Origin of the sequence: Micromonospora sp. NPDC049679 (genome assembly GCF_040659735.1) — a bacterium.
GTDB lineage: Bacteria > Actinomycetota > Actinomycetes > Mycobacteriales > Micromonosporaceae > Micromonospora_I.
The window spans coordinates 12,467-30,390 of sequence record NZ_JBFANZ010000050.1 but is presented as its reverse complement, the minus strand read 5'-3'; the positions used below and the strand labels follow the sequence as shown (position 1 = coordinate 30,390).

General features: G+C 68.5%; 18 protein-coding genes and 7 pseudogenes. 12 read left to right on the top strand and 13 right to left on the bottom strand.

Annotated elements, in window-relative coordinates; translation table 11 throughout:
* A pseudogene (locus tag AB0J06_RS23760) lies at window positions 1-636 on the bottom strand (ATP-dependent helicase); the annotation flags it as partial.
* A 74-nt stretch (window positions 637-710) separates the two neighbouring features.
* Here AB0J06_RS23760 and AB0J06_RS23755 point away from each other — a divergent pair.
* The gene (locus AB0J06_RS23755) at window positions 711-1,583 is read left to right on the top strand and encodes a carbohydrate kinase family protein (RefSeq protein WP_357431440.1); all 873 of its coding nucleotides are present in this window, start codon (window positions 711-713) and stop codon (window positions 1,581-1,583) included.
* A 20-nt stretch (window positions 1,584-1,603) separates the two neighbouring features.
* Here the strand turns inward: AB0J06_RS23755 and AB0J06_RS23750 are convergent, their stop codons facing one another.
* Both AB0J06_RS23750 and AB0J06_RS23745 read right to left on the bottom strand, forming a co-directional pair.
* On the bottom strand, window positions 1,604-2,320 hold the full coding sequence (locus AB0J06_RS23750) for a septum formation family protein (RefSeq protein ID WP_357431438.1): 717 nt from the start codon (window positions 2,318-2,320) through the stop codon (window positions 1,604-1,606).
* A 77-nt stretch (window positions 2,321-2,397) separates the two neighbouring features.
* Window positions 2,398-2,718 (bottom strand): multidrug efflux SMR transporter, encoded by a 321-nt coding sequence (locus tag AB0J06_RS23745; protein ID WP_357431436.1) that lies wholly within the window; start codon window positions 2,716-2,718, stop codon window positions 2,398-2,400.
* A gap of 91 nt (window positions 2,719-2,809) precedes the next feature.
* Between AB0J06_RS23745 and AB0J06_RS23740 the strand changes: the two genes are divergently transcribed.
* Both AB0J06_RS23740 and AB0J06_RS23735 read left to right on the top strand, forming a co-directional pair.
* Complete coding sequence (locus tag AB0J06_RS23740) at window positions 2,810-2,995, top strand: hypothetical protein (RefSeq protein ID WP_357431434.1); 186 nt, start codon at window positions 2,810-2,812, stop codon at window positions 2,993-2,995.
* Between the two features lie 20 nt (window positions 2,996-3,015).
* On the top strand, window positions 3,016-3,162 hold the full coding sequence (locus tag AB0J06_RS23735) for a hypothetical protein (protein ID WP_357431432.1): 147 nt from the start codon (window positions 3,016-3,018) through the stop codon (window positions 3,160-3,162).
* A 41-nt stretch (window positions 3,163-3,203) separates the two neighbouring features.
* On the opposite strand, the gene AB0J06_RS23730 is transcribed toward AB0J06_RS23735, so the two are convergent.
* Window positions 3,204-3,404, bottom strand: a complete 201-nt coding sequence (locus tag AB0J06_RS23730; protein ID WP_357431430.1) for a hypothetical protein — start codon at window positions 3,402-3,404, stop codon at window positions 3,204-3,206.
* A 19-nt stretch (window positions 3,405-3,423) separates the two neighbouring features.
* Between AB0J06_RS23730 and AB0J06_RS23725 the strand changes: the two genes are divergently transcribed.
* From AB0J06_RS23725 to AB0J06_RS23700, 6 genes and pseudogenes are all read left to right on the top strand, one after another.
* Window positions 3,424-4,260, top strand: coding sequence for an Imm10 family immunity protein (locus AB0J06_RS23725; protein WP_357431428.1), 837 nt, complete (start codon window positions 3,424-3,426; stop codon window positions 4,258-4,260).
* 59 nt (window positions 4,261-4,319) lie between these two features.
* Complete coding sequence (locus tag AB0J06_RS23720) at window positions 4,320-5,156, top strand: maleylpyruvate isomerase family mycothiol-dependent enzyme (protein ID WP_357431426.1); 837 nt, start codon at window positions 4,320-4,322, stop codon at window positions 5,154-5,156.
* 173 nt (window positions 5,157-5,329) lie between these two features.
* A pseudogene (locus tag AB0J06_RS23715) lies at window positions 5,330-5,497 on the top strand (DUF4236 domain-containing protein); the annotation flags it as partial.
* Window positions 5,498-5,611: 114 nt separating this feature from the next.
* A complete protein-coding gene (locus AB0J06_RS23710) occupies window positions 5,612-6,511 on the top strand; it encodes a hypothetical protein (protein ID WP_357431446.1) in 900 nt (299 codons plus the stop codon).
* A 335-nt stretch (window positions 6,512-6,846) separates the two neighbouring features.
* Complete coding sequence (locus AB0J06_RS23705; protein ID WP_357431444.1) at window positions 6,847-7,443, top strand: G5 domain-containing protein; 597 nt, start codon at window positions 6,847-6,849, stop codon at window positions 7,441-7,443.
* A gap of 117 nt (window positions 7,444-7,560) precedes the next feature.
* Entirely contained in the window at window positions 7,561-8,484 is a 924-nt protein-coding gene (locus AB0J06_RS23700; RefSeq protein WP_357431424.1) for a TIGR03621 family F420-dependent LLM class oxidoreductase, read from the top strand.
* 111 nt (window positions 8,485-8,595) lie between these two features.
* Here the strand turns inward: AB0J06_RS23700 and AB0J06_RS23695 are convergent, their stop codons facing one another.
* From AB0J06_RS23695 to AB0J06_RS23675, 5 genes and pseudogenes are all read right to left on the bottom strand, one after another.
* Complete coding sequence (locus AB0J06_RS23695; protein ID WP_357431422.1) at window positions 8,596-9,117, bottom strand: N-acetyltransferase; 522 nt, start codon at window positions 9,115-9,117, stop codon at window positions 8,596-8,598.
* A gap of 61 nt (window positions 9,118-9,178) precedes the next feature.
* Window positions 9,179-10,729, bottom strand: coding sequence for a glycosyltransferase family 39 protein (locus AB0J06_RS23690; protein WP_357431420.1), 1,551 nt, complete (start codon window positions 10,727-10,729; stop codon window positions 9,179-9,181).
* 517 nt (window positions 10,730-11,246) lie between these two features.
* Window positions 11,247-11,465, bottom strand: coding sequence for a hypothetical protein (locus AB0J06_RS23685; protein WP_357431418.1), 219 nt, complete (start codon window positions 11,463-11,465; stop codon window positions 11,247-11,249).
* A gap of 71 nt (window positions 11,466-11,536) precedes the next feature.
* A pseudogene (locus tag AB0J06_RS23680) lies at window positions 11,537-11,827 on the bottom strand (antibiotic biosynthesis monooxygenase); the annotation flags it as partial.
* Between the two features lie 203 nt (window positions 11,828-12,030).
* Window positions 12,031-12,237: pseudogene (locus AB0J06_RS23675) on the bottom strand (antibiotic biosynthesis monooxygenase); the annotation flags it as partial.
* Window positions 12,238-12,594: 357 nt separating this feature from the next.
* On the opposite strand from AB0J06_RS23675, the pseudogene AB0J06_RS23670 reads away from it, so the two are divergent.
* Window positions 12,595-12,922 (top strand): annotated as a pseudogene (locus AB0J06_RS23670) (hypothetical protein).
* A 159-nt stretch (window positions 12,923-13,081) separates the two neighbouring features.
* On the opposite strand, the gene AB0J06_RS23665 reads toward AB0J06_RS23670, so the two are convergent.
* Entirely contained in the window at window positions 13,082-13,729 is a 648-nt protein-coding gene (locus AB0J06_RS23665) for a hypothetical protein (RefSeq protein WP_357431416.1), read from the bottom strand.
* Window positions 13,730-13,884: 155 nt separating this feature from the next.
* On the opposite strand from AB0J06_RS23665, the pseudogene AB0J06_RS23660 reads away from it, so the two are divergent.
* Both AB0J06_RS23660 and AB0J06_RS23655 read left to right on the top strand, forming a co-directional pair.
* Window positions 13,885-14,409: pseudogene (locus AB0J06_RS23660) on the top strand (tyrosine-type recombinase/integrase); the annotation flags it as partial.
* Window positions 14,410-15,248: 839 nt separating this feature from the next.
* Window positions 15,249-15,497, top strand: a complete 249-nt coding sequence (locus AB0J06_RS23655; RefSeq protein ID WP_357431414.1) for a transposase — start codon at window positions 15,249-15,251, stop codon at window positions 15,495-15,497.
* A 539-nt stretch (window positions 15,498-16,036) separates the two neighbouring features.
* On the opposite strand, the gene AB0J06_RS23650 is transcribed toward AB0J06_RS23655, so the two are convergent.
* The 3 genes and pseudogenes from AB0J06_RS23650 to AB0J06_RS23640 all read right to left on the bottom strand — a co-directional run.
* Window positions 16,037-16,519: a hypothetical protein gene (locus AB0J06_RS23650; protein WP_357431412.1), complete on the bottom strand. Its 483-nt coding sequence runs from the start codon at window positions 16,517-16,519 to the stop codon at window positions 16,037-16,039.
* A 263-nt stretch (window positions 16,520-16,782) separates the two neighbouring features.
* Window positions 16,783-17,349: a suppressor of fused domain protein gene (locus tag AB0J06_RS23645; RefSeq protein ID WP_357431410.1), complete on the bottom strand. Its 567-nt coding sequence runs from the start codon at window positions 17,347-17,349 to the stop codon at window positions 16,783-16,785.
* Window positions 17,350-17,400: 51 nt separating this feature from the next.
* Window positions 17,401-17,874, bottom strand: a pseudogene (locus tag AB0J06_RS23640) (GNAT family protein); the annotation flags it as partial.
* Between the last annotated feature and the right edge of the window lie 50 nt (window positions 17,875-17,924).

Below are 17,924 nucleotides of genomic sequence, written 5' to 3'. Positions count from 1 at the left end.
CCCTGCGCGCCATCGTTCGAATCCGCACCACGAACCAGACATCTCGTCCCGGAACGCGGCGCCCGCAGGAAACTCCATGGCGCGCGCCCGCGCCCACCGCGCGTCGGCGCCGGTGAGCAGCGGCCGCCACACGGCCCGCTCACCGTCGAGGCCGGGCAGGGTACGGCCGCGGGCCACCAGGTCGGCCGCGAGCCCGGCGAGCTCGGCGAGGTGACGCAGGCTGGCGCCGCGCGCGACGGCTGCGATGGCGGTGGGTCCGATCCCGGTCGGGTCGGACCCGAGCGCCCGCAGCAGCGGCAGCGCGTCGTCCGGGTCGCACTCCAGGGCGGGCGCCCGCCAGCCGGCGAGGGTGAGCGCCGCGCGACCGGGGGCCGCGGGCTCGGCGCGGACCAGCTCCGGCGAGTCGACGGGTGCGCCGCCGCGGGTGGGGAGCGTGAGCAGCAGACCGCTCGTGGTGGCCTTGCTGGCGGCCTCGCCGAGCGCCTCGATCAGCGTGGCGTGCGCGGCGGCGAAGGGATGCGGACGCTCGCGGGGCGCCCGTCCGGGGCGGCGCGGGGGCTGGGCGGGAAGCGTGGAATCCTCGGCCCAGAGGGCGAGGCGGCCACCGGCCAGCCACAGGCCGTGGACCACGAGCACGGAAGAACCCTTCTGATCTTGTACGGGGAGGAAGGGTCCCTTCCTAGCACGCGCGTAACGCTATCGTGCGGAACGTGTTCGATCTTCTCGTCGTCGGCGGCCTGGGCGTGGACATCCGCGTGCGGGTGCCCGCGATCCCCGTGCCGGCGGCCGACTCGCTCACCGTACCTCCGATCGACCTGCGGATCGGCAACACCGGAGCCGGCGTGGCGCTCGCCGCGCACGCCCTCGGGTTGCGGGTGGCCCTGGTCGACGTGATCGGCGACGATCCGGCGGGCGAGGTGGTCCGGGCGGCGCTCGCGCGGACCACGATCCAGCATGTCCTGCGGACCGATCCGCTCGGCACGCGGCGCTCGGTCAACCTGGTCGACCCGGACGGGCGGCGGATGTCGCTGTACGACCCGCGCGGCGCGTGGGCAGGCCCGCCCCCGTTCAGCACAGGCGAACTGGCGAAGCTGACCCGCGCGTCCGCGCACGTCCATGTCTCGATCATGGACTGGTCGCTGGCGCTGCTACCGACGCTGCGCGACGCGCTCGCGCCGGGCGCGGCCGTCTCGACCGACCTGCACGACTGGGACGGGCGCAACGACTACCACCGACCGTTCCTCGCCCCGGCCGACCTGGTCTTCGTCAGCGGCGTCGCGCTGCCCGAGGGCGCGGACCGCGAACTGGCCGGCGGAGGGCGGACGGCGGTGGTGACGCACGGCGCGGGTGGCGCGGAGCTGATCGCGCCGGACGGACCGGCGCCGCACCTGCCGGCCGCCGTGCCGCCCGGACCGGTCATCGACGCGAACGGCGCGGGCGACGCGTTCGTCGCCGGTTTCGTCGCGGGACGGCTGCGCGGGCTACCGCCGGTGCGGGCCGGGCGGTACGCGGCGCGGGTGGCCGCCGCCGCCTGCACCCACGACGGCATGGAGTATCCCGCCGGGCTCCTGCCGCGGCGTTGAGCCGGGCACCCGCCGCGACGTCAGCGGCGCAGCGATCCGGTCCGCTTGCCCTTCGGATCCATCACCATGCAGGTGACCTCGTGGTCACCACCGCGCCACGACTCGACGCTCGGGTGCAGGAACATCAGCTCCAGCGTCTGGTCGTCCATCATCGCCGCTTCGTACCCGCCGATCCGCTGTTCGCAGCCCTTCTCTGCCTCGTCGAGCACCGCCTCGTCGCCCGGCCACTCGGTCAGCCGCAGCGAGAAGACGGCGAAGATCTCCGCCTCGTGCGGCTCGGTGCACGGCACGGCCGGCAGGGTGGTCACCGACGCCCCGTCACGCACACCGTTGACGCAGTCCCCCGACGTGAGCTCGGTGGCCGTGACCGTTCCTGGATCGGTGATCTCGCCCGCCGCGTTGCGCTCCGGCCCGCTCACGATCACGGCGGTGACCGCCAGCGCGATGATCAGCACCCAGACGCCGGAGAGCACCAGTCCGGCCACAGCCAGCCCCTTGCCCTTGCGGGGACGCCGGCGCAGTTGGACCAGCGCCACGATCCCGAAGATGACGCTGAGCGGGAAGCCGCCGAGCAGGCCGAGGACGAACGACGCGATGGCGAAACCGTTGGTGCCGGCCCGCGGCGGCCGGGGCGGCGGCGCGAAGGACGGTGCGGGCGCGGTCGGCAGCCCCGCGTCCGTCGGGGGCTGCGGCATCGGAGGCTGCGGCGTCAGGGGCTGCGGCGTCGGTTCGGTCACGGCCGGGACAGTAGCAGCGGGCGCGGCCGCAACCGCGGTTCCCGCGCGAGCGACACGAGCTCGGATTGGCTACGCGGTCAATGGGCGCCGGAGAGGTTGAGGACCACCACGCCGACGACCACGAGGGCGATCCCGGCGATCTTCGTGGCGGAGATCGTCTCGTCGAAAAAGGCCATGCCGATCGCGGCGATCAGGGCGGTGCCGACGCCGGCCCAGATGGCGTACGCGGTGCCGACCTCGAATGTCTTGAGCGCCTGGGAGAGCAATGCGAACGAGACCAGGTAGGCGGCGACCAGTCCGACCGTCCAGCCGGCCTTGGTCAGCCCGGCCGACAGCTTCATCGACGTGGTCGCCGCGATCTCGAACAGAATCGCGCCGGCCAGGAAAATCCACGCCATACCCACCCCCCGGTAGATCCGTACAGCAGTACGGTAGCGCGGAAGATCACGTACGACGCGATGCCAGGTCGGGCCAGCGGCGCAGTGCAATGTGGAGCGTGACCGGGAACGCCGTGCGTGCCAGGCCGACCTCCTCCTCGGCGGCCGCCCGGTGCCCGGCTCGCGCGAGTGGACCGCGGAGCAGGAGGACGGCACCGGCGCCCAGCGCGAGGTGGCGGCGCAGACCATCCGGTTCCGGATCGAGCTGGAGATCGGAATCGATTCATGTGGACGGTGATCGCCCTGCGACGGTGGGGCGTGACGTGGGAAGTGATCGCCAAGGCCGCCGGCATCACCCGCCAGGCCGCGCACGAACGCTGGGGCAGGCGGGTCACGCAGGTGCTCGACCGGTACGGGGCGGGCGAACCCGGCGGCCCGGTCCCCGACGACGAGCGGGGCCTCTGACCGGACGGGTGCCCGCGGCGCTCTCACCCGGCGACGGCTCGCTAAGGCCGATCCCCTATCGCCGCCCAGCCGACGGCGGCGGCGCAGAGCAGCAGGACGACCCCGCCCTTGGTGGTGGCGACACGGATCAGCGCCCACACCGCCTTCCGCGCGACCGGAACGGCTTTCTGCGCCGACTTGTAGTCCCGCCAGGCCCGACGCGCCACCGCGTACGCGGCCCCGAAGCTGAGGCCGACGAGCATGCCGAGAACGAGGACGACGGTGTGCTACAACATCCCGGTGACCTCGCGCTTCGTCGCCCAGCTATCCGGGGTGTCCGACGATGAGGGCTGCCTGACGGCCGGTGTCGCGGAGCAACCGGATGGCACTGGACGCAGCCTGATCTTCATGTGCGACGTCGACCCGGCCGAGGCGCAGGATGTCGACCTGGGTATGGATGCCTATTGTCTGGTGACCGAAACGCACGGCACAGCCTACGGATGCGTCGAAGAACTGACTCTGGTCGGCGACGAGCTACGTGTGCTTCTCCGCGAGGACGCCATCAGTCAGCTCGATCTGGAAGACAGGTCGGTCGAGGTCCGTCTCGACCTGGACCGGGAGTCGGTAGACGACCTGAGCGACGCGTTGCGGCGGATCCTGACCTACGGTCGCGCCGATGCCCGGCCGACGGTTCTCACCCTTCCCGAACCGCGTTCGTCCTCGGTGCGTCGCCGCGGGCGGCGAAGACGAAATGTGTCGCCTCCGGTCGTGCCGGACGCGCAACCGATCGGGATCGTCGTCGGCCTCGACCCCATCGAAGCTGGCCACGGCTCCCTCAAGAAGCTGCTCGGCCGGCTTGCGGACCTACCGCCACCTGACGGTGTCGAAGTCACGCTCACCGATGAGCCGTCGCTGGTGGTCACCGGACCCGACCTTCCCGCTCTGGAAGCGCTGGCCGCAACGATCGCCGCCTGGTGGCAGGAAGACGCGGAGTCGGGCTCAGGGCTCCGCATCGCCGGCGATGGTGGGGACGACACCATCACGTTCAGCCTTCCCGAGCACCTAACAGCCGGGGTGGCCTGGAACATCTCAATGGTCGCGGGGCCAATGCCAGCGTAGGGGGCGCCGTGCGACAACTCGTACGACGGTGACCGTCGCCGCGTGCTCTACTCGCGGCCATGGATTGGCGGCGGGTCGGACCGGCGATTGACGTACGGCCGCTGTTTCCGCTCGAACGCGGTGCGCTGCTGGCATTGCTGGCCGGGCTCGACGCCGCCGCCTGGGATCGACCCACGGTCTGCCCCGGCTGGACCGTGCACGACCTGGTCGCACACCTCGCGCACGACTACGTACGCCGCTTGTCGGGGACCCGCGACCGGCATGCCTCGGCGGGGCTGGCGTCCGGCGAAGACCTGCCGACGTTCCTCGCGCGGGTGAACGACGATTTCGTCACCGCGACCCGAGGGCTCAGTACGCGGGTGCTCATCGACCTCCTGGCGCACCTCGGCCCGCAACTGGACGCGCTCTGGTCCGGCCTGGACCTCGACGGCATCGGCGAGGACTCCGTGTGGTGGGCGTCCCCGAACGTGCCGGCCCCCGTGTGGCTCGACGTGGCGCGTGAATACACGGAGTTCTGGGTGCACCAGCAGCAGATCCGCGACGCGCTCGGCCGGCCGGGCGCGGATCAGCCCGAGCTACAGGGCCCCGTCATCGACACCTTCCTACGCGCGCTTCCGCACACACTGCGCGAGCACCCCGCGCCCGCCGGGACAGCCCTGACAGTGCACGTGTACGGGGAGGCGGGCGGCGCGTGGACCGTCACGCGCGACCCGGACGGCTGGTCACTGCGCCACGGCTCGACTGCGCGGATCAACCGCATCGGCATCGGGCCCGACACGCTGTGGCGGCTCGCGACCCGGGGCATCACCCCGGAAGCGGCGCGCGCGGTCGTGACGGTCGAGGGGGATGAGGCGTTGGCGGGCGCTGCGCTGCGGATCCTGTCGATCATTCGGTGACGGGAAGCCGGGACTGAAGTTCCTTCGTGGCCCAGGCCAGCCGCTGCAACACATGTCGCGTCAGGACCGCGCCAGCCATCACGGAGAACAGCGCTCCGAACGACACGCTCATACGGTCGTCCAGAAACTGTTAGCCCCTCGTTCGATGCAGCCTCGGTTGGCAAGGCGTCGATGTGCCGCCGAGATGGCCATATCCTCAGGTCGTGGGCTTTTCGATCAAGCTAGCGCCAGGTGTTCGTATTCGCGCGTCGTCGCGTGGCATACGGACGAGTCTCGGCCCGCGCGCTGCCCGGGTGCATATCGGTGCCGGACGCACGGGATTTTCGACCGGTGTCGGGCCCGTTGGCTTCTACACGTCCGTGGGCGGTGGCCGACGGGGTGGTGCCTCACGTGGCGGGCGTACGTCATCGGCTGCCAGCTACCAGCGGCAACTGGCTGCGCAGCAGCGTCAAGCGGTGGCCGCGCAGCGGGCAGAGCAGGCGCGTGAGCTGGCGGAGACGTTCCTGCGCATTCTCAACCTGCACCGCGTCGACTTTCCGCCCGCCTCGGCTCCCGTTGCGCCCGCTCCCCGACCGCCCGACCGGGCCGCCATTTCCAAGCACTATCTCGAACACGCGCTCATCGGTATTGGTGTGTTTCAACGGGCGGCACGGGCGCAGGCGAAACGGCGTGCGGTGGAGTGGACGGAGGCCGAGGTGCAGCGACAGTGGGCTGCGTTGGGCCAGCAGCAGGCGCAGTGGCAGCAGCACCTCGACCAGCGATGGCATCAGCTGTGCACGAACGCGCCCGACGTGGTGATCGAAACCCTTGAGGAGGCGTTCGAAGACAATGACGCACCGGCAGCCGCCGTCGGCGTAACCGGGGACGACGTATCGCTCGTGGTGCTCGTACCCCCCGTCGAGCAGGTCGTGCCGGAGCGGATGCCGACCACAACTCAGGCCGGAAACCTGTCGCTCAAGAAACTCCCCCAGGGTGAGCGCGCGAATTACTACGGGCTCTTCGTGTACGGCCAGGTCCTGGTGACCGTACGCGAGGCACTGGCCGTGGCCCCCGGTCTCGCGTCCACCCGGGTCGTCGTCCTGCGCAACGACGGTCAGGACTCCTACGGGAGGCCCCGCGTGTCGTGCCTGCTGGCCGCGAGGTTCGCCCGGCAGGCCCTCGACGGCGTCCGATGGGAATCCTCGGACGCGGCAGCCATCATCAACGACGTCTCAGCCGAGTTGCTACTCAACCAACGAGGCCGCACCGGCGAGCTCATGCCACTCGACCTGTCCGCTGAACCCGCGCTCACCGCACTCATCGAGGCCGTCGACTTGACCGATCTCACCGGCACCCACCCTGCCGCTGCCCACTGACCTCGTCGACCTGACCCGCCGTGCAGTACGACCGTCCAGCGGAGTGCGGACCAGTCCGAAAACTGACCTGTATCACCTGACTGGTCGGTGACAGTTTGCCACCGTGTTAACACACTGAGGCGGTGACGTATCAGCATCCGCAGGATCCGTGGAACGCGCAGTCACCGCCACCGCCTCCCCCACCACCTCCGTACGGGCCACCGGCACCTCAGCGGGGGCGACTTGCACCGCCGTACCCGACGGCGACGTTTCCGGGAATGCCTCCGGGTCAGCGGTCGTGGTGGCAGCGGCTACCTCTGCTCGCCAAGACCGGACTGATAACCGGAGCGGCGTTGGTGCTGTGCTGCGGAGGCGCCGTCACGATCGGTGCGATCGCCGGTTCCCAGCCCGACACCTCGTCGACGACGCCCGCCGCCAACGCGGCTGGCCTGTCGTCGGAGAGCCGCGAAGCGAGCGAGAGCGCGGCGCCGACGGCGATCGCCGGGGCAGCCGTGCCATCGCCGAGCGTGGAAGCGACACCAACAATCGAAAAGCGGACAGTCGCCGAACAGCAGGCGGTCCCGTTCGCGACGAAGACGGTGAAGGACGCCTCCCTTCCGAAGGGCACCCGCAAGGTGCGAACCCCTGGAGTCGCGGGAGTCAAGACGGCCACCTACGAGGTGACGTTCACCAACGGGGTACAGACCGGCAAGAAGCTGGTTCGTCAGCAGGTCACCAAAGCGCCGGTCACACAGGTCATCGCGGTCGGCACGAAGGCAACCTCAAGGTGCGATCCCAACTACAGCGGCGCGTGCGTGCCGATCGCCAGTGACGTCGACTGCGCGGGCGGCAGCGGGAACGGCCCGGCGTATGTGCAGGGTCCCGTAAAGGTCATCGGCGATGACATCTACGACCTGGACCGCAACAGTGACGGTATCGCCTGCGAGGACTGAATCAGGTTTCGACACAAACGCTTCGGCCTGGCAACGATGAGCATCCGGCCGTCTGCTCGTAGCAGAAACAGGGTCGACGGGATCGCCCGTCGACCCTGTGCGCTACATCCTGTCCTCATGGCGACCTTCTCTCTCCAGGCCAGCCCTTCCGACGCCGCCTCCTGGCTGCGCCTCGCGCAACAGTGCGAGGCCGCCGGTTTCGACGCGCTGCTCACCGCCGACCATCCCGGTTCCTGCCCCTCCCCCTTCGTCGCGCTGGCCGCCGCGGCCGCCGTCACGTCGACGCTGGGCCTCGGCTCGTACGTCTCCAACGCCGGAATCCGCGAGCCGCTGCTGCTTGCCGCCGACGTCGCCACGCTGGACCTCGTATCCGGCGGGCGCGCCCGGCTCGGTCTGGGAGCCGGCCACACTCCCGTCGAGTGGCATGCGGTCGGGCTTGAGCGGCCGGACGTCGCCGGCCGGGTGCGGCGATGTCTGGCGGTGGCCGAGGCCGTCCGTGCGCTGCTCGACGGCGAGGAGGTCAACGTGGACACCCCGGAGCTCGTCGCCCGCGCGGCCCGACTCAGCCGGCCGGTGCCCGTTCAGGACAGGATTCCGCTGACGATCGGCGGCGCGAACTCCCGCCTTCTGCACTGGGCCGGCGCGCACGCCGATGTCGTCGGGCTCACCGGCTTCGGTCGTACCCTCGCCGATGGGCACAGCCATGATGTGCGGTGGCGCGCCCACGAGTTGGAGGCGCAGCTCCAGCACGTCACCGATGGCGCCACCGGTCGCGACAAGCCACCGGTGCTGGAAGCGCTCGTGCAGCGGGTCCAGGTGACCGACGACGCCGGCGCCGCGCTCGCGGAAACGGCTCAGGACACCGGCCTGACGGAGACGCAACTGCTCGCCACACCGTTCCTGCTCATCGGGACCGAGGACGAGATCGTGAGCGCGGTACGGGAGCACCAGCGTCGCTGGGGCATCACCCGCTACGTGGTCCGCGAAGACGCGCTCGGCCCGCTGACCCCCATCATTCCCCGACTGACAGCGGCGCGGTGATCTCCGGCCGGAGCACCCCTCCGGCATGGACGTGGCCAGCGGTGGTCGGATCCCCTCGGCATCGACCGCCAGCGGCCAACCCACGCCGATCGTTCTGGCCGCGCGCAAGCGCTAGAGGTCGTTGAAGGGCTGCGCGTACGCGAACTCGCCGCGGATCGACGGGTCGTACGCGGTCAGCGGACGCGCCTGGAAGTGCGCTCCCCACCGCGGCTCCGGCGGGGTGACGCCGTACTCGAGCGCCGGGCGGAAGCCGAAACGCGGGTAGTAGTCGGTGTGGCCGAGCAGCACGACGAGCGGTTCGCCGAGCGCGTCGGCCGCGCCGAGCACCGCGTGCATGAGCGCCGTGCCGACGCCACGGCGCTGCGCCGCCGGGTGTACGCCCAGCGGCCCGAGCCCGAGCGCGGCGTGTGAACCCACCCGGCCGCGGGTGCACACCACATGCCCGACGAGTTCGCCGTCGGCGGCGGTCGCGACGAACGACAGCGCGGGCAGCCAGGCGTCGCTGTCCCGTAGCGCGTCGACGAGCCCGACCTCGGACGGGAGCCGATCCGGACTGTCCGCGTCGGCGAACGCGGCGGCGTGCACGGTACGGATGGCCTCGATGTCGGCGGGGGTCTCGCGTCGGATCAGCACCGCGTCACCCTAGGATCCGTCGGGCCGATCGTCCACGGGTTTCCGGTCGAAACGAACCAATTCAATTGGGACCGGGACGGCTGCTGAGACAGAGAGCGGAAGCCGGGGTTTTCCCGCCCGGCGATGCCTCGTAGAGCAGCACAACGACCCCGCCGTACCAGTATTCGCCCACGAGCCGCCCGTACTGCAGCATTGCCGCGCGTTCCGGATTTTTGACGGCCTCTTTCTTTGCCACCCACGTCACCCGGAGCAGCCAGACGCGGGAGACAGTGCCTTGGCGGGCGACACCCATGTCGTTCTCACAATGACGCCCGCTGCCGGTGGTGTAGTCGCGGTCCGGCCGCAGTCCGGCCTCGGGTCCGTACCAGAGGGCCAAGGCGGACGTGCTCTTGTTGTTATGGACAAAGACGCGGTCGCCCGGTCGTCGGTTGGCCGCGATGAACCGGACCGCTTGCTCCGCCGCGGCGTACCGGTCGGCATTCGTGCCACGTGGTGGTGTGCCCAACCGCGGCAGGAAGGCGGCCACCAGCACGATCGCGGCAGCGGCCGGCAGCACGACCATTACGCCGTTGACCAGCCGGTGCCCGCCCACCGTCCTCGACCTGAAGCGAGTCAGAAGATTCCTGGCCACCTGCACGGACCCGTCGACGCCGGCGCACACGAGCAGCAACGCGAGCGGCACCAGCCATAACGCCGCCCGGGTCGCCATCGGGTAGAGCCGCAGCAACGCGAGAACGTAGCCAGCGCATATCGGAGCGACGACCAGGGCGGCCCGCCGAGGCGCTCGCGCGACCAGGGTGAGGGCCCCCAACGCCATGAGAAGCAGAAGGCACGCTCCAACGATCCTGGAGTTGACATACAGCGCTGAGATCGTGAATCGGGCGAACACCTCAGCCGACCAGACGAGCCCCGACCGCAGTCCGAGTGACCGTGGAGCCAGCGAAGCCGGATAGTTCGTGGGCCACCAGTCGTATAGCCATGCCGCAGGTGAGGGTGCCATGGCATGGACCGCGAACACGCAGGCCAGGGCCGGCAGCGCCGCGAGAACATGCGTTCGTACGAGCCGCCACCGCCGGTCGAGCGCCGCGAAGAGCGCCAGGAGACCGCCCACGGACGCCACTACGAAGATCGCGGTCGTGGCGAACCACACCGCCACGGCGGCGGTGAGCCAGAAGAGCGCGACCGGCCGGCGTCGCCCGGCATCGAGCGCCCGCAGCGCCAAGATCACGAGCAGCACGCACGCGGCCGCTTCGAACGCGTACTGCTTCAGCTGGCTCGACTGGTAGATCAACTGGGGCCCGCCGGCCACGAGGAAAACGGCCGCGACCGCCAACGGAACGGGGAGCAGCCGGCGGGCCAGCACCGCGGTAAGCCCGATCACCGCGCAGCCGGCAACCAACGACGGCAACCGCAGCACCTCATCGCTGCGCCCGATGGCCAACATCAGCTTTTCCAGCCACAGCCAGCCGAGCGGGGCCAGCTGGTCGTACTCCAATGCGCTCCGCAGGCCGAGAAACGACCGGCGTTGCAGATTGACCGCGATCCACAACTCATCGGAATTCAATGAGCTCCCGTTTGACCACCGCGCCACCCGGACGAGGATGCCGGCCACCATGGCCCCCGCCACCCAGACGGGATAGGACAGCAGCCATCGCCATGGCCGGGTTGACCCGGCTTTCCTCGGCGACTCGTCCGCATCGCGGTGCTCGACGGCGATGCTGTCGTGGACAACGTGCGGACGTCGACGATGCGAGCCGTACCGCGGCGGCGGCGCTCCATGTCGCGCGCCGACTCGCGATCTTCCGCTGAGCCGGCCGTGCGCGGAGCGCATCAACCGCACGGTGTTTCGACGCAGGGCAACAAGAGCGACCACGCCACGCAAAGTAGCGACACCATTACGGATGGTTGCCAAGAACAGCGCCCGGCTGCCGATGCCGCCCCGCCGGTCGAACGGGTCGTCCAGCGCCTGCTGGCCCTAAGGCGGCAAACCCGCGCCGAACAGCGTCAACGACCGTGACACAGCGGTCTCGTTCGAGATTCGGGTGCAAGAGGAACGCATGGCCCCGATGCCGTCGCCTGACGATCAGCACAATCGGAGTGGCACCGAAGTCGCTCAGCCGGGCAGATGATCACCACCGTTCCGGCCAATCGATCATGTAATCGATCGGGACAACCTCCACCCGGTGCGCGTGGCCCCTCCGCAGGCCCGTCTCCGGTCGGGCTTCAGGCGTGTAGCACGGTCTGATCACCCCGTCCTCGCGGCGGTCGAAGCGTCGGTACAGCTCGGGCACCTCGGTGAGGCAGCCGTGGTGCAGCGCAGGCGTCCACAGCGGCGCCATGCGCAGCATGTCAACGCGCCGAGCACGGCACGGCCGAACAGCGCTCGCATCCGGCTGGGCCCACCCGGCACCGATGAAATCTAAGTGGTGACGCGCTCGCGGTGCGGATGGCTGATCATCGTCATCACATGGGCCGTCCACGGCGCGTTCAGGCGCCTGTCGATGTCGCCCCGCACGATGCGGTAGAAGTGAGACGTGTTCATGTGCTGGTCGAGCGCGGCCTGGTCGGTCCAGTTCTCGTACAGGAACATCAGTGCGGGGTCATCGACCGACTGGTACAGGTCGTAGCCCAGACATCCAGGTTCCGCGCGCGTAAGCCCCACCATTTCGAGATGCCCGCTGGCCACGGCGGTCTCCGCCTCACGTTTGACGGTGAAAAGGGCACGAGGGTCACTTGTGACGGTGAATCAGCGACCGGCCGGGGTCGGTCGGGATTCGTCTCGGGCACGGAGAGCATCTGGGCGCGCCACAGGGTGTACGGAGCGACGACGTCGCGCGCGACATCCTCCGTCAGACATGACCTGACGTGTCCACTCGCCAGATGCGCGTCGAGCGCCGACTGGTCCGCCCAGCTGCCGAGAACATAGAACGCCGCCGGGTTGTTCTTGAGCCGGTGCACGTCGTAGTTGACGTTTCCCGGTTCCTCTCGCGTCGGCGCGACCACCCGCAGGAGGGCGTCCCGCACGACGTCGGCACGGCCCGGAGCGGCGATGAACTGCGCCAGTACGGTCACCTGTCGGGGCGACGCGGAGACTGGTAGTGGTCGTCCGGGGTCTGTCATCGCCGACCCTTCCATCTCGCCGTTTCACGCCATGCGGCGGAGGGCACCTCGCCGCCATATTAGGGTGGCTATCACTGCCTTTACGGCTCTTTCGCGCTTACCGCGACCAGCCCACATCCCGTTGGCGGCGGAGATCGGCGGGGGCAGTGGCCGACTGAGACGACACGTGAGACGAGACGGGCCGCCGGATGACCGGCGGCCCGTCTGCATGCTGTTCAGGTGTGGGCGCGGCAGGTTTCGAACCTGCGACCCCTCGCTTGTAGTTCTGGGCGCTGCGTCCGGCGGGGTCCGTCCGCGTCCGCGACCTCCGGCGATTGTCCGCCCCCAGCGGTTGGCGGCCGTCCCTGTCGCGGCTCGTTGCTGTCACCGTTGCTGTCGACAGCCACCCCTGGTGAGAGAGTGAACGCGTGGGCTGAACAAGGAGACGGCAGCGCGGCTCGCCGAGGCACGCCTGGCGGATTGGCGACGCAACGGCTACGAGGAGTGGCGTGCAATGCTCAACGACAAGGACATGCGCCTGGTCGTGGGCGAGGACGGCAAGCGGTACACCGTGGTCAGCTACGCCATCGACGACGGCGACGGCCGGGTCCGCATGGCAGTAGCGGTAGACGATGGCGGCTTCTCGGCGTTGGCGCCGCTGGTGCGGGACGAAATCATGAGCCCGGACGGCACCTTCATCACGTGACCTCTACGTCCCGAAGGAACGATCGCCGATGCCCAAGCTGCCTGAGCGGCCCGCAGAACTGGCCGGACGATCCGCCGACGTCCACTGGCGTCCATCCTGGCTCGCGTCCGTCGTCACTCAGTTAGTCACCCGGCTCGCTGGCGGCGCATCAAACGTCATTTACTTGTCGTACTCCGGCTCACACATAGCCGTAGAAGGCGCGCAAACCGCCAGGTAGCTCGGAATAACTGCCTTGTGCCGGGCACCTTCATATTCGTAAACAAGCTCAACGCCGCGCCGTGCGGAGCGACCCGGCGCGACGACCTCGTACCCGATCTGGAGCTCGATCCAGCGATCCTCGCCCCGCTTCGGCGGTTGAACAATGAGGCCTTCGACGGGTACGGCGCCTGCCGCGTGGGGCAGCGCAGGCGGAAATTCCGGTGCCTCCTGGAACGATCCGACCTCGGAACCCGGTGGCAACATGCCGGGATTGATCCGCGCCAGAATGCCAATCACACGGACGCTCCCGCCATTATCCATGAGTGGCCTCGCCGAGATGAGGCGCAACGGGCCGCGCGCTTGTGGCGTCACCGTGATGATGTTGAGCCCATCGGTGAATTTCGAACCGACGTCTTTAGAGGTGTACCAGCCGTACGCTCCTTGGCCCGTTTTGAGCTCATCGCCCGGAAGCCGTACGCCCGCACCGTCCGACGCGAGAATTGCGATCACGCCAAACACCGCAAATGCAACGAAAAACCAGATCTTGTGGCGAGTCCACCTAGATCGCGCACCACCGATCGGAATGCTCTTTGCGTTCAAGGTGCGCACCAATCTGATACCGCGAAGACCGTCCGCGTTTGCGGGCGGGTGAGTACCTTATGTGGCCCCGGGGCCTGTCGTCACTCACATAGCCACTCAGCCATCTAGTGCTCCGTCATGCAGCCTTGTACGGGTAATTCGGGTGGTGGATCTTGGAGCCGGCGGCCCTGACATGGGATCGCGTCGACCTGGATGGTCGCGCCGACATCGATCCGCCACTACCGCCCTCCGTGCAGGTTTGGCACTCCGTTCGGGCCGGCGGCGACACCAAGACCAAGAAGTCACGGCGCACCATGGCTCTACCTGCCCGGTGTGTCTCCGCGCTGGCCCTGCACCGTCAGCGCCAGGCCCAGGACCGCAACGCTGCCGGCAAGGACTGGCACGCGCTGGGACTGGTCTTCGCCACAACCGTCGGCACTGCCCTTGACGCGGCCAATGTCCGCCGGGCCTTCCGTCGAGTCGTTACCCTGGCCGGCCTGGACCCGGCGGCCTGGACTCCCCGTGAGCTGCGGCACAGCTTCGTGTCCCTACTCTCCGACAGTGGGGTCAGCCTGGAAGACATCGCCGACCTGTGCGGGCACTCCGGCACCACGGTCACGGAGAACGTCTACCGCCATCAACTCCGGCCGGTGCTGCTCCAGGGCGCGGCGGTCATGGACCGCATCTTCGCGCAGGCTGCTGAGGCGTAGTCACTCAGTTGGTCACCCAGGATGCACTAGAGGGCACATCCATCGATCGGATGTGCCCTCTTACCTGGTCGGGGTGGCCGGATTCGAACCGACGACCTCTTCGTCCCGAAAGAACAATCATAGGCGCAAGACCTGCCCGGCCGGCCGCCGCCACCCTGCGGAGACGATCCGTCTAGGTTCGCGGGCGTCCGTGGTTGTGCGCCCCGGTTGTCACCCAGTTCGTCACTCACTCGTACAACCTTTGGTCTACGAGACGAGCGTCAGCGCTGCGTTATCAACAGGTAGATTACGACCTTTTGGAGAGAATGCGGGTACCGCCCAAGATGGTCAGCAAAACCCCTACACTGACCACCAACCAGGAAAGATCAAAGACCTTCATTGTGAATGCTGCCACAAGCAGTCCAATGCCAATTCCAGCGATCAGGTTGTCTCTGTTGGTCACGACTCTCCACTCCGTGGTCAACTGGTTGCACCCGCTAGCAGGACTAGCAACCGTATCAGGATCCGACAACAACATCGGCATCGCTGACAGTCAACTTGGCGTCCTTGAAGGGTCATCGACCAAACGCCTACACCTCGCCATCCCGCCTGCCGTCGACCCGCCCTTGTCGGGAGCGGGCCGCCGCCCGGTCCGCCACGACGGGCGGACCTTGACGGCTCGTACGGGCGCTGGCGGGTCGGGCGGTGGTCTACTCGGCTTGCCTGGGTCGATGGCAGGCGGGATGGCCTACCGCAACCACCCACGGACCGCGACCCGCCGACGGAGCCCCGGCCATCCTGGAGCCGGAGCGCCCCTTGCGTTCGTCACCCACGCCGGCACCCCCCGTGGCGCCTCGTCCGTGCACGGTATCCCCGCCAGTTCCGGGCGCACCGACCGCCACCGCTTGCACCGCGGCGGCGACCGCGACGCCAACAGCGCCCTGTGGCGCATCACCCTTGTCCGCATGCGCTGCCACCAACCCACCAAGGACTACGTCACCCGCCGCATCACCGAGGGCAAGACCAAAACCGAGATCATGCGCTGCCTGAAGCGCTACATCGCCCGAGACGCCTACCGAATGTCCATCAAGATGGGACGCCAGCAGTAGCGGTACCCCCCCTAGACTGCCGCGATGGACTCGCCATCCCGCGACCCGAAGATCCGGCCGTCCCAGCCAGGTCAGGACGCCGCTCGATACCCAACCAGCCCTGCTCAGCACCATCCCGACCCTCCCCAAACCCTCAGCCTTGAGGCGAAGACGACGGATACAGGAACGCAACCAGAAACAGGAGCAGGCGCGGTAGTCGGCATTATCGGCGGACTCGCAGCAGCCGGGGGAATGATCTTCCTCCTATACAAGTCCGACGAACCCACCACCCCAGGGGATCTGGTCCTCGGGGCGGTGCTCGTGTTCGCCGGATTGCTACTCCGCATCGAGTCGGCGATTCGGGGTACAGACCGACGTGGGAAGTCCTGACCACCGCGCCATGATCCGCCCAGCATTTCCCAACGTCCCCACCCAACCCCCTTGCGCAAAATAGGAGTGTCAACACGCCGGCAGCCGGTCTGTCGGGTCTCAGGACCTGCGTGACAGATCGGTATCAGGACCTGCATGACAGTCCGGGGCACATTGGCGCGAGGCCGGGTCTACTGCCTCGGCTGGCGCTCCGGACAGTCGGCGTCCAACCAGGTAGCGGTCAAGTCCCGGCTCGCCACGGTCAGCGATCCGGAGAGGCAGACGATCTCGTGTTGGCAGCCGACTTCGTGCGGCAGTACTTCGTCCAGCATCACGTCTCCGAGCTGGGCCACTTTTAGCCCGTCATCGGCGGGCTCGATCGTCAGGCTCTGCACGCCGCTGTAGCGGATCGTCAAGTCTTCCTTGTGCTTCCAGCAGTTGTGCCGAAGCTTCAACTCGACCCAGCGGCTCCCGCCTGTCTCACCGATCGTCAGTCGAGCAGGCTTGAGGTCCTTGACGCATCGCCGGCCAAAGAAGTCGTAGTGGCCCGGGTCAGTGGCGAACTTGCGAGCGCCCTCGGGCAACGAGTCAGCGAATGACGGCAGCCGCCGGAAGTACGCCTCGGGATCCACGGCAATGCCGTCCCTGGTTCGCTCCACGCTGGCGTATCTCACTCTTGTCCCCTCCAACCAGCCCCCGTAGCTCGGCCAGGGCGGGGACATCTTCGCATCCCAGCGAACCCCAGAGGAGGTCGTCTAGGCGGACGTGTCACCCACGTCCCGAGACTGATCTGTCACGGAGGTCCTGAGACCCGACACGCCGGCAGCCGGTCTGTCGTCTCAGGACGATCTGTGACGCCCGCGCCTCACGATCCGCTTGACGTGGTCCCTGGGCTCGCCCGTGGCCCACTAGCCATAGCTACGCTGCTGATCGGGTGTTAGATGGCCGGCGAGCGGCTGACGTCGTACGGGTCCCAGTCGAGCTTCCAGAAGGACTCAAGCCCATGCTCGCCGATGTACTGCCGCTCGGCCTGGTGGATCGGGTACATGCCGGCGAGGTGGATGATGTCGTGTCCCTCGTGTCCTGGGACGCTGACGTCGATACGGCAGTCTGCCGAGTCAAGGACGGCTGGGGCGAAGACCACGAAGGCCGTCATCTCTGATTCTGGGGAGATACGTTCGCCGAAGTCGATGGTGTTGCCGTAGCTGAACGGGCATGACCCGCGCAGGCTCTCCGCGAGGTGCCCGACAGCCCAAGCCCAGCGGTCATCTTCCGAGCGCACGCTGAGGCACAGCTCTGGGCTGCCGAACTTCCAGTGTGGGTGCGCAGCTAGCGACAGACCGTACGTCAGCGCGGTCGCTAGGTCGGCGGGCAGGTCGCGGTAGGCAATGATCGTGACGCCCTTGAGGCCCTCCTTGGTCGAAGTAACCGGCAGAAACCGTGGTTCGACGCCGCCGCTCAGGCGGTCGAGGTGGGCGAGGTAGTTCTCCACGCGGCTGGCCACGCGCTGATCATGCCGCAACCAGTCGCGGCCTTGACCGCTGGGAGTCGCCCGCTACTCCGCCGGGGACACATACATGGCTTGTACGGCTTCGAGCCGATTCCGCACCTGCGGCCACTCCTCCCGGATGACGCTGCAGTAGATCGAGTGGCGAATGTGGCCGTCTCGCAGGATTCGGTGGTTTCGGAAGACCCCCTCCTGCGCGGCGCCAAGGCCAGTAATCGCCCGCTGTGACCTGATGTTCCGGCTGTCGGTCTTGAAGGCAACCCGTATGACCCCGAGCGTCTTGAAGTCATGCCGCATCAGGAGGTACGCCGCTTCGCGGGTCGCTCCGGTCCGCCAATGGCTCGGAGTCACCCAGGCCCAGCCGATTTCGACTCCGCGGTGAGTCCGCAGGATGTCGATGTAGCTGATGCTGCCGATCGTGCTACCTGAGGCTAGGCCGACAACGGCGAAGGGAAGGCGCTCCCCTCGCTCCTGCTGGTCAAGCGCGTCCTGGATGAACTCGGCCAGCGGTTCGGCAGACTGCGGCGTGGGTTCGTCGAGGTGGCTTCCTCCGGGGTCGGCATCCGGAAGGT

What these genes read in the sequence shown, in the direction of transcription:
- AB0J06_RS23720 (WP_357431426.1), top strand. Translation starts at nt 4,320, where the DNA reads ATGGATTGGCGGCGGGTCGGACCGGCGATTGACGTACGGCCGCTGTTT.
- AB0J06_RS23730 (WP_357431430.1), bottom strand. Translation starts at nt 3,404, where the DNA reads ATGCTCGTCGGCCTCAGCTTCGGGGCCGCGTACGCGGTGGCGCGTCGG.
- AB0J06_RS23685 (WP_357431418.1), bottom strand. Translation starts at nt 11,465, where the DNA reads ATGCTGCGCATGGCGCCGCTGTGGACGCCTGCGCTGCACCACGGCTGC.
- AB0J06_RS23700 (WP_357431424.1), top strand. Translation starts at nt 7,561, where the DNA reads ATGGCGACCTTCTCTCTCCAGGCCAGCCCTTCCGACGCCGCCTCCTGG.
- AB0J06_RS23745 (WP_357431436.1), bottom strand. Translation starts at nt 2,718, where the DNA reads ATGGCGTGGATTTTCCTGGCCGGCGCGATTCTGTTCGAGATCGCGGCG.